We start from the raw sequence: 15,042 nt of genomic DNA, 5'->3' as shown, positions 1-15,042 counted from the left end.
GATGGATCCCGGCGCTCCGCTTCGCTCCGGCCAGGATGGCGGCGTTCTGTTGGTCGAACCCTTGCGTGGGGCCCAGGTCATGCTGAGCTCCCTGCCGATCGCCTTCTCCGCCCCGCTGGCCCTGATCGCGCTGGCTCTGCTGCCCGCGCTCTGGCTGATCCTGCGGGTGACACCGCCCCGGCCGCGACGGATCGACTTCCCGCCGCTTAAGATCATGCGCGACCTCGTCGCCAAGCGCGAAATGCCGGCCCATACGCCCTGGTGGCTGCTGGCGCTGCGCATGGTGGTGGCGGCGCTCGCGATCCTCGCCGTCGCCGGTCCGGTCTGGAACCCGGTGCGTGACGCTGCCGCCCTGCGCGGGCCGCTGCTGCTGGTGATCGACAACGGCTTCGGTGCCGCGACCGACTGGACCGAGCGGCTCGCCATCGCCGAGAACCGCGTCGCCGCCGCAGCCCGCGACGGCCGCGCCGTCGCCCTGGTCGGCCTCGCGGAAGCCCCGGCCGAGATCGCGCTGTCCGAGCCGCGCGCCGCGGTCGAACGCCTGCGCGCCTTCTCGCTGCAGCCCCATGCTCCCGATCGCGGCGCGCATCTCCAGCGCCTCGAAGCCTTCTGGCGGGCCCAGCCGCAGGCCGAGACCGTCTGGATCGCCGACGGGCTCGGGCTCGGCGGCGACGATGATTTCCTCGCGAGGATGCGGCAGGAAGCCTCGGCGGGGCGCCTGTCTATCCATACCAGCCCGGCCGACCAGCTCGCTCTGGCGGCGCCGGAGAATCTCGCCGGCGCGCTCACCGTCAAGGTGCTGCGCCCGAGCCTGAATGCCGCCGCCAGTGGCCAGGTCAGGGCGCTCGACCTCAAGGGCTTGCCGCTCGGCGACGCGCCCTTCGTCTTCGGCGCCAGCGAATTGCAGACCAGCGCCCGACTCACCCTGCCGATCGAGGTCCGCAACGCCGTCTCCCGGCTCGAGATCACCGGCGAGCGCAGCTCCGGGGCCGTCGCCCTGCTCGATGACCGCGCCAAGCGCCGCCGCGTCGGCATCGTCTCCGGCACCACCGCCGACACCGCCCAGCCCCTGCTCTCGCCGACCTATTACGTCTCGCGGGCGCTCTCGCCCTTCGCCGAGATCCGCGAGCCGCGCGCCGGCTCGACCGATCCGATCGGCGAGCTGCTGGCCCAGAACCTCTCCGTCCTGGTGCTGGCCGATATCGGCGCGCTCGACCGCGACACTGCCGACAAGGTCAACGCCTTCATCGAGCGCGGCGGCGTGCTGCTGCGCTTCGCCGGCGCGCGCCTCGCCGCCGCTTCCGACGAGCTGACGCCGGTGCGCCTGCGCCGCGGCGGCCGCACGCTCGGCGGCGGCCTGTCCTGGGAGACACCGCGCAAGCTCGCCCCGTTCAACCGCGAGAGCCCCTTCTTCGGCACCCAGATCAGCGACGAGATCCGCGTCAGCCGCCAGATCCTGGCCGAGCCCGAGGCCGATCTCGCCCGCAAGACCTGGGCGGCTCTGGAGGACGGCACGCCGGTCGTCACCGGCGAACGCCGCGGCGACGGCATGCTCGCGATGATGCACGTCACCGCCGACACCACCTGGTCGAACCTGCCGCTCTCGGGCCTGTTCGTCGAGATGCTGCGCAAGATCGTCGCCCTCTCCGGCACCGACGCCGCAGAGGCGCAGGCCGGCGACGCCAGGATCGAGACCCTGTCCCCGACCCGCGTCCTCGACGGGCTCGGCGCCTTCCGCAGCCCGCCGGTGACGGCCCAGCCGGTGCCGCGCAGCTTCACCGGCCGCGCCATCCTGGCCCATCCGCCCGGTATTTACGGACCCAGCGACGGAACCATGGCCGTGAACACGCTCGCTCCGGCCGACAATCTCGCCGCGCTCGACCTCGCCTCCCTCGGCGCACCGTTGCTGCCGGTCGACCAGCCGGTCGCCAAGGACATCAGGCCGCTGCTCCTCGTGCTGGCGCTCGTCCTGCTCGTCGCCGACACGCTGGCGACGCTCTGGCTCGGCGGCCGGCTCAATATCGCGCGCCGCCGTGCCGCGCCGGTCGCGCTCCTGCTCGCCCTCGGCTTCGGCCTGCTCGCCCTGCCCCAGCCTCTGCAGGCGCAGCAGCCCGCCCCGGTCCCCGCGGCGCCGGCCGACCAGCGCCCGCCGATCCCGCGCGAACTCTTCGCCGCCGGCGCGGTGACGCGCCTCGCCTATGTCGTCACCGGCGACAAATCCGTCGATGACATGTCGAAGGCCGGGCTGGCCGGCCTCAACATCGTGCTCGGCGCCCGCACCGCGCTCGAACCGGGCGAGGCGGTCGGCATCGACATCGCCCGCGACGAGCTCGCCTTCTTCCCGATCCTGTACTGGCCAATCGTCGCCGGCCGGCCGATCCCCTCGGCCGAGACCCTGCGCAAGCTCGAAGCCTATATGAAGGGCGGCGGCCTCGTGATCTTCGACACGCGCGACGCGATGAGCGCCCGGCCCGGCGGCGGCGCGACGCCCGAGGGCGACCAGCTCCGCCGCATGCTCCAGACCCTCGACATCCCGGAGCTGGAGCCGATCCCGCGCGACCACGTCCTGACCAAGACCTTCTACATCCTCGACAATTTCGTCGGTCGCTACGATACCGGCACGACCTGGGTCGAGATCCTGCCGCCCGCGGGCGAGGACGGCCGGCGCCCGGCCCGCGCCGGCGACAGCGTCTCGCCGATCGTCATCACCTCGAACGATCTCGCCTCGGCCTGGGCCGTCGGCCGGCGCGGCGAGGCTCTCGTCCCGATGTCGGGTTCCGATCCGCGCCAGCGCGAAATGGCGCTGCGCGCCGGCGTCAACCTCGTGATGTACGCCCTCACCGGCAACTACAAGGCCGATCAGGTCCATGTCCCGGCCCTGCTGGAAAGGCTGGGCCAGTGATGCGGCGGACCGGCATGGGATTGGAATTCTAGCCGATGTGGAGCCTGACCTTCGCCCCGCTGGTGCCGCTGCCTCTGCTGATCGGGCTCGCCGTGCTGGCTGCGCTCGCCGCCGGCGCGGCGCTGGTGCTCGCCGGCCGCAGCGCCATCCTGCGCGCCCTGGCGCTGACCGTGCTGACGATCGCGCTGGCCGACCCCTCTCTGGTCTTCGAGGAGCGTGAGCCGGTCAAGGACGTCGTCGCCGTCGTCGTCGACCGCTCCGGCTCGAACCGCCTCGCCGATCGCAGCGCGCAGACGCAGGCCGCCCAGGCCGAGGTCGAGAGTCAGCTGCGCGGCCTCAGCGGCGTCGAGGCGCGCACCGTCGAGGTCAGCGACGCGCAGGGCGCCGGCGACGGCACGAGGCTGTTCGAGGCGCTGGCCTCCAGCCTCGCCGATGTGCCTTCCGAGCGCGTCGCGGGCGCGATCGTAATCACCGACGGCCTCGCCCATGACGCGCCGGCCAATGCCGAAGCGCTCGGCCTGCGCGCACCGCTGCACGTCCTGACCACCGGTCGTGAGCGCGAGATCGACCGGCGCATCGTGCTCGTCGACTCGCCGCGCTTCGGCATCGTCGGCAAGGACCAGAACATCCGCCTGCGGGTCGTCGAGAAGGGCGGCCCCGGCCGCGCCGCGCTGACCGTGCGCCGCGACGGCGAGGTCATCGCGCGCCGCGAGGTCATCGCCGGACAGATTGTCCAGGTGCCGGTCAGGATCGATCGCGGCGGGCCGAACGTCGTCGAGATCGAGGCCGCCCCGCTCGACAACGAGCTGACGCTCGCCAACAACCGCGCCGTCATCACCATCGAAGGCGTCCGCGACAAGCTGCGCGTGCTCCTGGTCTCCGGCGAGCCGCATCCCGGCGAGCGGACCTGGCGCAACCTGCTCAAGGCCGACGCCAATGTCGACCTCGTCCACTTCACCATCCTGCGCCCGCCGGAGAAGCAGGACGGCACGCCGATCAACGAGCTCTCGCTGATCGCTTTCCCGACGCGCGAGCTGTTCCAGGTCAAGATCAAGGATTTCGACCTGATCATCTTCGACCGCTACGCCAATCAGTCGATCCTGCCGCTGCTCTACTTCGACAACATCGTCCGCTATGTCCGCGAGGGCGGGGCCCTGCTGGTCGCCGCCGGCCCGGAATATTCCGGCTCGCAATCGCTGGCGCGCACGCCGCTCGGCCAGATCCTGCCGGCACAGCCCGATGGCAGCGTCATCGACGAGGCCTATCGCGCCCGCGTCAGCGAGCCTGGCCGCCGCCACCCGGTCACCCGCGACCTGCCCGGCGCCGAGGTCGAGCCGCCGCGCTGGGGCGAATGGCTGCGCATGGTCGGCGCCCGCGCCCGCACCGGCTCGGCCGTGATGACCGGCCCCGGCGAGCGCCCGCTGCTGATGCTGGCGCGCGAGCAGAAGGGCCGCGTCGCGCTCTTCCTCTCCGACCATGCCTGGCTCTGGGCCCGCGGCTTCCGCGATGGCGGCCCGCATCTCGACCTGCTGCGCCGGCTCGGCCACTGGCTGATGAAGGAGCCCGATCTCGAGGAGGAGGCGCTGCGCGCCGTGGCCCGCGGCCGCAATCTCGAGATCGAGCGCCAGACGCTGGGCGACGCGCCGGCCCCGGCGACGATCACCGCCCCGGATGGCTCGACCCGCATTGTGCCCTTCGAGCCCGGCCGCCCCGGCCTGTTCACCGCCCGCACCGCGACGAGCGAATTCGGCCTGCACAAGATCACCGCCGACAATCTCACCGCCTTCGCCAGCGTCGGCCCGGAGAATCCGCGCGAGCTGATGGAGGTGGTCAGCGACCCCAGCCAGCTGCAGGCGCTGGCGGAAGCGACTGGCGGTTCCTCGCGCCGCATCGGCCAGGAGAACGGCTCCGGCGTCGGCGTGCCGCGCATCGTGCCGGTGCGCTCGGGCCGGCAATTCGCCGGTGCCGACTGGATCGGCCTGCGCATCAGCGATTCCGGCATCGTCCGCGGCGTGCAGATCTCGCCGCTGTTCATCGGGCTGATCGGGCTCGCTTTGCTGTTCGGCGCGTTGGTCGCCGGCTGGATCGGCGAGAGCGGCCGCAGGTTCAAGCGCGAGGGGTGAACGCCGTTTTCTACCGTCTGATGATTTTGTTTGGGTGCGCGGCGTCATCCTGGACAAGCCGCGAAGCGGCGCAGCTCCGGGATCCATCATAGGGATCGACGGCGCTTCATGATGGATCCCGGCACGAAGCTGCGCTTCGTCCAGGATGACGGCGAGGCTTAATCTGAAGTCAGTATACTCTACCGCAGCGCCGTCACCGCGCCGCTGCGCCTGGCCAGCACGCCCTCGACGAGCTCCAGCGCCAGGAAGCGGCCGGGATCGGCCGGCCCGGGCAGGACGAGCTGGCCGGGCCTGACCGGCTTGAAGCCGAAGCGCGCGTAATAGGGCGCGTCGCCGACCAGCAGGATCAGTTCGTGGCCCTGGCCGCGCGCCGCCTCGATCGCCGCGTTCATCAGGGCCGCGCCGATGCCCCGGCCCTCGAAGGCCGGATCGACCGTCAGCGGCCCGAGCATCAGCCCGGGGCCACCGCCGGCCAGGATCGGCGTCACCCGGACCGAGCCGACCAGGAAGGTGCCGACATGGCTGGCGAAGGAGAGCGCCGGCTCGTGCGGCCGGCCCTCGCGCAGACGCGAGGCGGTGCGGGCGAAGCGCCCCGGCCCGAAAGCGCGCTCGTGCAGGCGCTCGATCGCCGCGGCGTCGCCCGGCACTTCTTGGCGGATGGTCAGAGGCAGGGAGGTCATGATCGGCAGCGGGATGGCGGAATTTGCATGAAATGGCAATCGTATGGTGGCCGCGAATCCCGGCCGCGTCAGACCGGCCTGGCCCAGAGGTCCTGATGGCCGATCCGGCCGGAGCTCGCCTTGGCGCGGACGGCGAGCCAGCTCGCGATCGTTTCCGCATCGACATGGCCGGTCTCGGCCACCGCCGCGGCAATGCCGGCCGTGAGCTCGCGTGTCAGCGCCGCGCTGCCGGCGTCGAGCATCCAGGGGCTCTCGCCCACGGTGACGGCGCAGCCGGACTTGCGGAAGGCCTGCGCCAGCGTCTCCGTCGCCTCCGGTCCGGCGGCCGGGCCGAAGCCCTTGTCGCTGTGCTGGTGATGGTTGAAGGCGGCGAGCATCCGGGCATCAGCCGGATGGGCCGGTTCCCAGCTCTCGCGCCCGTCATAGGTCAGCGCCGTGTAGAGCGGCAGGCGCTGGCTCACCAGCGAGGCGACGAAGCGCTCGAGCCAGCGCGCCGAGGTCAGGTCGAACAGCGCGGCGGCGGTGACGAGGTCGGGTTGCCAGCCCAGCACCCATTCGAGATCGGTGTTGAGATCGGCCTTGCGGAAATCGACGGTCAGCGATTTCTCGCCCTTGCGCAGCACCAGCTCCTCACCGAGCGCCTCCGCTTCATCGGCCCAGGCGGTCAGGCGTTCGCGCGCCACGGCCAGCAGGCGCGGATCGAAATCGACCAGCGTCCAGTATTGCCGCGCTGGCAGCACCGAATAGGTACCGCGCAGATTGGAGCCGGCGCCGCAGCCGAGGTCGATCACCGTCAGCGACTGTCGGCTGGCGAAGGCGGCACCGACCGCAGCCAGCACCTGCGGATTGCGGGCGGCATGGTCGGCCGGCTCGCGCAGAGCGAGCCAGTCCGGGGAGAATCCACTCATGGCGACACCATCGCACAGGTTTGCGCGACGATCGTCGCGGTGTCTCGCCAGCGCGGCAATGCATCCGCTGCATGCCAGGCCGCATCGGAGCGTCTTTTGCGCTCCCCGGCATCGTCGAGCAGGCGGAGGAGCCCGGCCCGCAGCGCTGCTGCATCCCCGGGCGGAACCTTGAGCGCCGCCGCGTCCGGCGCCGTCTCGGCCGCCGCGCCGCCGGTCGTGCACAGGATCGGCAGGCCGCGTGCAAGGGCTTCCGTCAGCACCATGCCATAGCCCTCGAACAGCGATGGCATGACGAAGAGATCGGTGCCGGCATAGGCCGCCTCCAGCGTCTTCTGGTCGACCGCCCCGGCAAGATGGACGCGATCGCCGAGGCCGGCACTGGCGATCTGCGCGGCCAGTGCCGCTGCAGTCTCTGGAGCCCGATCGGCCGCGCCGATGATGGTCAGGCGCCAGTTTCGATCCGCGAGCCCGGCAAGCGCCGCGACCAGCACGTCATAGCCCTTTCGCGGCACCAGCGAACCCACGGCCAGCAGTTGCAGCGGTGCCCCGGTCGGCGAGCCGGAGGCGCACGGTGCCGGATCGACGCCGGGTTCCGCCACGGTGATCCGCGCTTCCGGCACGAAGAAATCCGCGACCAGCAGGCGCTTGGTGTTCTGGCTGGTGGCGATCACGGCGCTGGCATGGCGGAGCGCCGCCGTCTCCCGGGCCAGCAGGGCCGCGGCTCGCTCCGGGGAAAGCCCGGCTTCGAGCCCGAGCGGGTGATGCACCAATGCGACGACGCGTCCGGCGAGCCCGGCGGCGATGCCTTCCGGGAAGGCGCCATAGGCAAGCCCGTCGATCAGCAGCACGCTGTCATAGGGCTGCGACAGGATCGCCCTGCCGGTCTCGGCGAGCTCCGCCTCGCTCGGCGCCGGAAAACCGCCGGGCAGCGCAAGATGGCGCGCCGCGACACCCATCTCGGCCCATTCCGCCAGCAGCCGCCGGTCATAGGCGTAGCCGCCGGTCGGCAGCGAAAGGTCGCCGGGAATGGCGAAGGCGATCTCGCTCACGCGAGGGCGCCCTCATAGCTGGCGCGAGCGAGGTCGGTCTCGTGCAGGGTGACGCGAATCTTCGCGAGATCCGCGGCATCCGCGCCGAGCTTGCCGGAGCGCGCCGCCGCCGCGATCGCGTCGAAAATGTACTTGCAGAGGAATTCGGTGGTGGTCAGCACGCCCTGGAACTGCGGCAGCGTGTCGAGGTTCTTGTAGTTCAGCGGCTTCAGCGTCTCGTTCAGCACCGTCAGCGCCGCGCCGATATCGACCACCACGTTCTGCCGGGTCAGGTTCTCGCGGAAGAAGGCGACATCGACGACGAAGGTCGCGCCATGCATGGCCTGCGCCGGGCCGAAGAAGGGATCGGGCAGCGAATGGCCGATCATGATGCGGTCGCGGACTTCGACGGAAAACATGGGCAGCCTCCTTCAGCCCAGTCTGCTTAAGCCCGTCGCGCGTTTCTGCCTACCCTTCAAGATCAATAGCGCAGCACCGCCGTGATGCCCTTGCCCGCGAACAGTGCCGGCAGCCGCGCCGGCGCCTCTCTGAATCCGATCTCCTCCGAGATCAGCGCATCGAGCCGCTCATCGGCCAGCAGCGCGAGCGCTGCCTGCGTCCGGCGCGCATAGTCGAAGCGCGGCCGGCGCGACGGCGAGACCTGCCCGACCTGGGACGAGACCAGCTGCAGCCGCTTCGCATGGAAGGCCCCGCCCAGCGGGGCCGCGACCGCCCCCTCGCCATACCAGCTCAATTCGACGACCCGCGCCTCGAAGCCGGCGGCGCCGATCGCAGTCGCGAGCCCGGCCGCGCTGGCGCTGGCATGGAAGACGAGATCGGCCTCTCCGGGGCAGTCCGGTGGCTGGGCGAAGCCGAAGCCGAGCGTCTCTGCCAATGCAGCGCGGGCAGGGTCGAGATCGATCAATGTCACCTCTGCGCCCGGCAGTTGCGCGGCAATGAAGGCGGTCAGCAGGCCGAGCACGCCGCCGCCGACCACGACGATCCGATCGGCCGGACCGGAACCGGCATCCCAATGCGCGTTGAGCGCGGTTTCCATATTGGCGGCGAGCACGGCCCGCCGCGCCGGCACGGCCTTCGGCACGAGCGCGAGCCGGCTGGCCGGCACCACGAAGCGATCCTGATGCGGGTAGAGGCAGAACACCGTTTCGCCGAGCAGGTGCGCCGGCCCCGCCTCCACGATCCCGACGGCGCAGTAGCCGTACTTCACCGGGAACGGGAATGCCCCCTCCTGGAACGGCGCCCGCATGCGCTCATGTTCGGAAACGGGCACGCGCCCTTCGAAGACCAGCCGCTCGGTGCCACGGCTGACACCGCTCCAGAATGTCCTGACAACGCAGTCCTGCGGCCCGGCCTTCGCCAGCTCGACCTCGTTCAGGACGCATTCACGCGGTCCGACATACCAGAGCGCCGTTGCCACCGTCTTGCCGCTTGCCTTGGCGGCCATTGCCGGTTCAATCACGCTGCCCCTCCGCGACGTTCCCTGCCAGCTTCCGCCCGGCCCATCGCATGACAGAGACCGCCATGAACCAGCGCCCCGGTCCGAACACGTTCCAGGCGACGGCGCAAGAGCGCAATGATGCCGGCCACGGCTCTGGCTTCACGCCAGCCGGCCTGCAGCGCATCGCGACCCTGCGCCTGCGCCGGCTGCTGGTCGCAGGCCTCAACCTCGCGACGCTCGCCGCCCTGCTCTACGGCCTTGTCCATGTGCTCTCGGCCGGCGGCTGGAGCCTCGCCGACATCGTGATCTTCATCGCCTTCCTGTTCGGTGCGCCCTGGACGGTGCTCGGCTTCTGGAACGCCGCGATCGGTCTCTGGCTGCTGCATGGCGTCGAGGACGGGCTCGAACGCGTCGCGCCCTTCGCGGCGGCCGGCGACGAGGCGACCCCGCTCGCCATCCGCACGGCGATCCTGATGACCCTGCGCAACGAGGACCCCGCCCGTGCCTTCCGCCGGCTCGCCATCGTCAAGCAGAGCCTCGACTCCACCGGCCAAGGCGCCTGGTTCGACTATTTCGTGCTCTCCGACACCGACGACCCGGCGGTCGCCGCAGCCGAGGAGAAGCTCGCCGCCGCCTTCGCCGCCAGGATCGGCGACACCTCGCGCCTGACCTATCGCCGCCGGACCGACAACACCGGCTACAAGGCCGGCAATGTCCGCGACTTCTGCGAGCGCTGGGGCGACCGCTACGAGCTGATGCTGCCGCTCGACGCCGATTCGGTGATGTCGGGTCCGGCCATCCTCGCCTTGACCCGGATGATGCAGGCCTGGCCGAAGCTCGGCATCCTGCAGAGCCTCGTCGTCGGCATGCCCAGCAAATCCGCCTTCGCGCGCATCTTCCAGTTCGGCATGCGCCACGGCATGCGCCCCTACACCATGGGATCGGCCTGGTGGATCGGCGATTGCGGCCCCTTCTGGGGCCATAACGCCATGGTTCGGATCGCGCCCTTCCGCGACGCATGCCATCTGCCGGTGCTCCCCGGCGGCCCGCCGCTCGGCGGCCATGTCATGAGCCATGACCAGGTCGAGGCGACCTTGATGCGCCGCGCCGGCTACGAGGTCCGCGTGCTGCCGGTCGAGATGGGCAGCTGGGAGGAGAATCCGCCGACCATGCTCGAATTCGCAAGGCGCGACCTGCGCTGGTGTCTCGGCAACCTGCAATATCTCAAGCTGATGGACATCCCCGGGCTCAAAATCATGAGCCGCTTCCAGCTCGCCTGGGCGATCCTGATGTTCATCGGCCTGCCGGCCTGGACGCTGATGATCGCGCTGCTGCCGCTCAAGGTCTGGCAGGATCGCGGCCTCGCTGCCTATCCGGCCAGCTTCGCCGCCTTCCTCTATGTCCTGTTCTTCGCGATGTATCTCTCGCCGAAGCTCGCCGGCTTTGCCGATATCCTGCTCAGCAAGGGCGGCACGAAGCGCTATGGCGGCACCGTCCGCTTCGTCGTCTCCTCGCTGATCGAGATCGTCTTCGCCTTCCTGCAAGGCGCGGTCTCGACCTTCCGCACCACGATCTTCATGGTCGGCCTCGCCTTCGGCAAGGCGAGGATCGGCTGGAACGGCCAGGCACGCGACGCCCATGCGCTCTCGCTCGCCACCGCCTTCGAAGGCCTGTGGCCGCATCTGCTCTTCGGCCTCTACATTTTCGGCACGCTCGCTCTGCTCTCGCCGACCGTGCTGATCTGGTCGCTGCCGCTGACGGCCGGCTATGTCCTCGCGATCCCCTTCGCCATGCTGACCGCCTCGCCGGCGCTCGGGCGCTGGTTCGCGCGCCGGGGCCTTTGCGGCATCCCCGAGGATTTCGATCCGCCGCCCGAGCTCGTCGCCATCCAGGCGGATGAGCCGAAATGAAGCCGGTCGCCTACCCTAAGGGCACGGCGAAGAGCCTGTCGCGCTCGCTGCGCGTCTACCATGGCGACAGCGCCCGCAACGCCGCCATGGACGCGCTCTATGCGCGCTTCCTGAAGGCTGGCGACCTTGCCTTCGACATCGGCTCGCATGTCGGCGACCGCATCTCCAGCTTCCGCCGGCTCGGCGCCCGCGTCGTCGCGCTCGAACCGCAGCCCGGACCGGCCCGCGCCATCCGCCTGATCCATGGCCGCGATCCCGACGTCACCCTGGTCGAAGCGGCCTGCGGCGACCGGCCGGGCATGGTGACGCTGAAGGTCAACAGCGCCAACCCGACGGTCTCGACCGTCTCGACCGATTTCGTCGGCGCCGCCGTCGACGCCGATGGCTGGCGCGAGCAAATCTGGGATCGCGAGCTCGAGGTGCCCTGCACCACGCTCGACACGCTGATCGGCCAGCACGGTATGCCGGCCTTCATCAAGATCGACGTCGAGGGCTTCGAGGCTCATGTCCTCGCCGGCTTGACGCGGCCGGTTCCGGCACTCTCCTTCGAGTTCACCACCATCCAGCGCGACGTCGCCGAGGCCTGCCTCGCTTTGGTCGCGGCGCTCGGCCCCTATCGCTTCAATGTCGCGCTCGGCGAAAGCCAGATTCTGGTCTTCCCGAAGGCGGTCGACGCCGAGACGATGGGCAGCTATCTGCGCGGGCTGCCGCATTCCGCGAATTCCGGCGACGTCTACGCGATGCTGCCGGGCTGACGGCGGCGATCCGAGCGGCCTGACCGGCAAGACGGTATCGCCACGCGCTTTCACCAGCGCACGGCGTTCTTTATGAAGCCTTGGGATGCGGGCCGGCGCCAGCCAGCCTGTGTTCATCTCGCCCTGCCCACCATGGCGGCTCGATACCGTTTCCGAAGGATGGACATGCTCAGCCTCGCCCGCCCGCTCGCCATTTCGCTCGCTTTGCTGATCTCGGCCGCCACCGGCCATGCCGCCAGCGACGTCGCCGTCGAGGTAAAGAACGAGTCGGAGCCGGTGCTCTGTGCCGAGAAGGACAACGTCACCATCAAGGCGATCTCGCCCGAGGTCCGGCGTTTCCGCATCGAGGCCGCCCATCCGGCCTATATCGTCGGCCTCCAGCGCGACAACTGGGACGCCGACTGGACCGATTGCGACATGAGCGGCGATCCCGTCCACAAGGCGCCGGTGCCGCCGCAGCGCATCACCTTCTACGAGAGCATCGAGTACTGGCTGGTCGGCTACACTTTCGAGAGCTTCTGGCGCCCGGCCGACACGACCTTCCGGGTCGGAGACCGTGTCGAGAAGGGCCTGCACCTCGTCCAGCTCTGGAAGCTCGGCAAGACCGGCTCCTATGAGGTGCTGGTGGTCTACCCGCAGGACGGCTACTGGCGCGTCCGGCCGCTGCCGCCGCCGCAGCTCTCCGCCGCCGCTTATGGCTCCTCCTTCCTGTTCGGGCCAATCGAGCAGGACGGCGCGCGTCCTGTCGTCAACATCAAGGAGATCGCCTTCGACCCGAAGACGCTCTCCTTCAACCTCGCCTTCAAGGACGGCTCCTCCGGCACGCTCAAGCTCGACAGCGTCGACCAGGACCGCATGGTGCTTGACGCCGTGCTCGACAGGCCGGTGACCGGCGGCAAGGCCTTCGCCGCGCTGCGCTCGATGTATGTCACCGAGTTCAACAACGACGTCGCCCGCATCGCCATCCGCGAGCCCGGCGCCAAGGGCTGGCGCGAGGAAGCGCTGATGCCCTTCGCCGGCGGCAAGGCGACCGATGTCTGGATGGGTCGCGCCACCCATTCGCGTCACAACACCTCCTCGCCCGACATGGTCTTCCGCGGCTTCTCGAAGAACCCGAACCCGCCGGCCAAACCGGAGGCGAAGAAATAGCGTCACTCGAGCGGCTCCCTCGACGGTCATCCCGGACAAGCCGCGTCAGCGGCGCCGATCCGGTCGCCCGGGACGACCAGTGCCCTGATACGAAGGTGAGTGATCGGACAGGCAGGCTCACGGACACCACCACCCTGAGCCTCGCCTTTGGCGCAGCGCTGGCCGGCTTCGCTCGCCGCGTGGGTCTCCCTGGCTGCCTTTGAGCCCCGGCAACCGCGAGTGCAGACCGTGCATTCCGGAACGGAGTGCCACCAGTCGCGTTATCGACATGACGCGGCCGACGGATCGGACTAGCTTGCCTCGGCTGAATCCACTGAAGAGACCTTCATGCCTCGCTTTGCCGCCAATCTCTCGATGATGTTCAACGAATGGGCCTTCCTCGACCGCTTCAAGGCGGCCTCGGATGCCGGTTTCGACGCCGTCGAGTTCCTCTTCCCTTATGAACACCCGGCGGAGAAGGTCGGTCTTGCGCTAGCCGGCGGCGAATTGGAGCAGGCCTTGTTCAACCTGCCGCCCGGCGACTGGAACAATGGCGAGCGCGGCATGGCGGCGATCCCCGGCCGCGAGGCGGAGTTCCGCGCCGGCATCGAGACCGCTCTCGCCTACGTCCATGAGACCGGCGTCAAGCGCCTGCACATGATGGCCGGCCATGCCGACCCCAAGGACCCGGCAGCTCAGAAGGCCTATCGCGCCTCGATCGCCTATGCCGCCGACAAGCTCGGCGAGCACGGCATCGACCTGCTGCTCGAGCCGATCAACGGCAAGGACATGCCGGGCTACTTCCTGAATGATTTCGACCAGGCGGCGGCCTATGTCCGCGAATCCGGCCGGCCCAACGTCAAATTGCAGTTCGACATGTACCATTGCGAGCTGATCCATGGCGATGTCGGCGCCCGCCTCGAAGCGCTCTACCCGCTCGTCGGCCATGTTCAGATCGCCAATGCCGAAGGCCGGCACGAGCCCGACGGCACCAAGCCCGACTATGCGAAGCTCTTCGCCCAGCTCGACTCGCTCGGCTATGCCGGCTGCGTCGGCTGCGAATACCGCCCCCGCGCCGGGACGCTGGAAGGGCTCGGCTGGTTCGCACCCTGGAAGAGGCGCGCTTGATCCCCGCCGTCGCCCTGCCCTGCCCCGTCCTGATCGCCGATATCGGCGGCACGAACTGCCGGCTGTCGCTGCTGGCGGAGCATGGTGCGGCGCCGGAAGCGCTCGCCCGCATCAGCACCGGCGCCTTTCCGACCCCGGAACAGGCGCTGGAATCGGCCCTTTCGACATTGCACACCAGGCCGCGCTCGGCGGTTCTGGCGGTCGCAGGCCCGCTCTATGGCCATTCCGCCCAGCTGACCAATGCCGGCTGGTATTTCGACGGGCCGAAACTGGCGCAGGCGCTGCGGCTCGAGCAGGGCCTGCTGGTCAATGATTTCGAGGCGCTGGCGGCGGCGCTCGCCGTGCTCGGCGCAGAGGATGTCGTCACGCTGGTCCCCGGCCAGCCGGAAGCGACGGGGCCGCGGCTGGTGCTCGGCCCCGGCACCGGCTTCGGCGCCGCTGCTTTGCTGCGGCGCGGCGAGGCGAGCGTGCTCGTCCCCACCGAATGCGGGCATATCGGCATCGGCCCGGAGGATCCGGCGGAGGTGAAGCTCTGGCCGGCCCTATCGGAAGGATTGCCACGCGTCACGATCGAGGCGCTGCTGCGTGGTGACGGGCTCGTCCGCTTCCACCGGGCAGTCGCGCAGCAATCGGGACTCGCGGAACCGGATATCAGCGCCGCCGACGTCACCACCCTCGCCCTTGACGGCAACCCCGCCGCGCTGATGGCGGTGATCTGCTTCTGGCGGCTGCTCGCCCGCGTCGCCGGCGATCTGGCGCTCGCCTTGAAGGCGACCGGCGGGGTCTATCTCGCCGGCGGCATCGCTCCGCGCATCCTGCCGCTCGCCGACAAGGCGACGCTCCAGGCTGTCTTCAGCAGCAAGCCGCCGGTCGAGGACCTCGCCGCGCGTTTTGCGCTGCATGTGATCACCGCCGAAGCCGCCGCCGAACGTGGCGCCGCCGCGATTGCCTGCGAACCGGCACGTTTCGGGCTCGACGACCCCGCCCGGTTGTGGTTTGCGTGAAAGTGCTGCGGCTCGCC

General features: G+C 70.0%; 12 protein-coding genes. 7 read left to right on the top strand and 5 right to left on the bottom strand.

The genetic code is table 11. From position 1 onward, the window contains the following. The first annotated feature begins 82 nt into the window (after positions 1 to 82). Positions 83 to 2,902 (top strand): DUF4159 domain-containing protein, encoded by a 2,820-nt coding sequence (locus AC3RCC_RS09020; RefSeq protein WP_492258768.1) that lies wholly within the window; start codon positions 83 to 85, stop codon positions 2,900 to 2,902. Between the two features lie 35 nt (positions 2,903 to 2,937). Next, on the top strand, positions 2,938 to 5,025 hold the full coding sequence (locus tag AC3RCC_RS09015) for a hypothetical protein (protein WP_492258220.1): 2,088 nt from the start codon (positions 2,938 to 2,940) through the stop codon (positions 5,023 to 5,025). A 179-nt stretch (positions 5,026 to 5,204) separates the two neighbouring features. On the opposite strand, the gene AC3RCC_RS09010 is transcribed toward AC3RCC_RS09015, so the two are convergent. The 5 genes from AC3RCC_RS09010 to AC3RCC_RS08990 all read right to left on the bottom strand — a co-directional run bounded on the left by AC3RCC_RS09010 (position 5,205) and on the right by AC3RCC_RS08990 (position 9,106). Beyond that, positions 5,205 to 5,705 carry a GNAT family N-acetyltransferase gene (locus AC3RCC_RS09010; RefSeq protein WP_492258219.1) on the bottom strand — a complete coding sequence of 167 codons (501 nt, stop codon included), beginning with the start codon at positions 5,703 to 5,705 and terminating at the stop codon, positions 5,205 to 5,207. 68 nt (positions 5,706 to 5,773) lie between these two features. Then, positions 5,774 to 6,613 (bottom strand): class I SAM-dependent methyltransferase, encoded by an 840-nt coding sequence (locus AC3RCC_RS09005; protein WP_291633281.1) that lies wholly within the window; start codon positions 6,611 to 6,613, stop codon positions 5,774 to 5,776. Further along, positions 6,610 to 7,662 carry a glycosyltransferase family 4 protein gene (locus AC3RCC_RS09000; protein WP_492258218.1) on the bottom strand — a complete coding sequence of 351 codons (1,053 nt, stop codon included), beginning with the start codon at positions 7,660 to 7,662 and terminating at the stop codon, positions 6,610 to 6,612. The genes AC3RCC_RS09005 and AC3RCC_RS09000 overlap by 4 nt, the downstream gene beginning before the upstream one ends. Next, positions 7,659 to 8,060: a 6-pyruvoyl trahydropterin synthase family protein gene (locus tag AC3RCC_RS08995; protein ID WP_291633277.1), complete on the bottom strand. Its 402-nt coding sequence runs from the start codon at positions 8,058 to 8,060 to the stop codon at positions 7,659 to 7,661. The genes AC3RCC_RS09000 and AC3RCC_RS08995 overlap by 4 nt, the downstream gene beginning before the upstream one ends. Before the next feature lie 62 nt (positions 8,061 to 8,122). Next, on the bottom strand, positions 8,123 to 9,106 hold the full coding sequence (locus AC3RCC_RS08990; protein WP_492258767.1) for a zinc-dependent alcohol dehydrogenase: 984 nt from the start codon (positions 9,104 to 9,106) through the stop codon (positions 8,123 to 8,125). A 77-nt stretch (positions 9,107 to 9,183) separates the two neighbouring features. Here AC3RCC_RS08990 and mdoH point away from each other — a divergent pair, with 77 nt between their 5' ends. The 5 genes from mdoH to AC3RCC_RS08965 all read left to right on the top strand — a co-directional run bounded on the left by mdoH (position 9,184) and on the right by AC3RCC_RS08965 (position 15,025). After that, positions 9,184 to 11,010, top strand: a complete 1,827-nt coding sequence (gene mdoH / locus AC3RCC_RS08985; RefSeq protein ID WP_492258217.1) for a glucans biosynthesis glucosyltransferase MdoH — start codon at positions 9,184 to 9,186, stop codon at positions 11,008 to 11,010. After that, positions 11,007 to 11,765, top strand: coding sequence for an FkbM family methyltransferase (locus AC3RCC_RS08980; protein WP_492258216.1), 759 nt, complete (start codon positions 11,007 to 11,009; stop codon positions 11,763 to 11,765). Before mdoH ends, AC3RCC_RS08980 begins: the two co-directional genes overlap by 4 nt. 165 nt (positions 11,766 to 11,930) lie before the next feature. Then, positions 11,931 to 12,914 (top strand): hypothetical protein, encoded by a 984-nt coding sequence (locus AC3RCC_RS08975; RefSeq protein WP_492258215.1) that lies wholly within the window; start codon positions 11,931 to 11,933, stop codon positions 12,912 to 12,914. Between the two features lie 327 nt (positions 12,915 to 13,241). Then, positions 13,242 to 14,021, top strand: coding sequence for a 2-oxo-tetronate isomerase (gene otnI, locus AC3RCC_RS08970; protein ID WP_291633270.1), 780 nt, complete (start codon positions 13,242 to 13,244; stop codon positions 14,019 to 14,021). Continuing rightward, positions 14,018 to 15,025 carry a glucokinase gene (locus tag AC3RCC_RS08965; RefSeq protein ID WP_492258214.1) on the top strand — a complete coding sequence of 336 codons (1,008 nt, stop codon included), beginning with the start codon at positions 14,018 to 14,020 and terminating at the stop codon, positions 15,023 to 15,025. Before otnI ends, AC3RCC_RS08965 begins: the two co-directional genes overlap by 4 nt. The last annotated feature ends 17 nt before the right edge of the window (positions 15,026 to 15,042 follow it).

The organism is Allobosea sp. GW823-FHT01F03 (genome assembly GCF_058798075.1).
The sequence above is the reverse complement of the archived record's forward strand: the minus strand, read 5'-3'. Positions and strand labels throughout refer to the sequence as shown.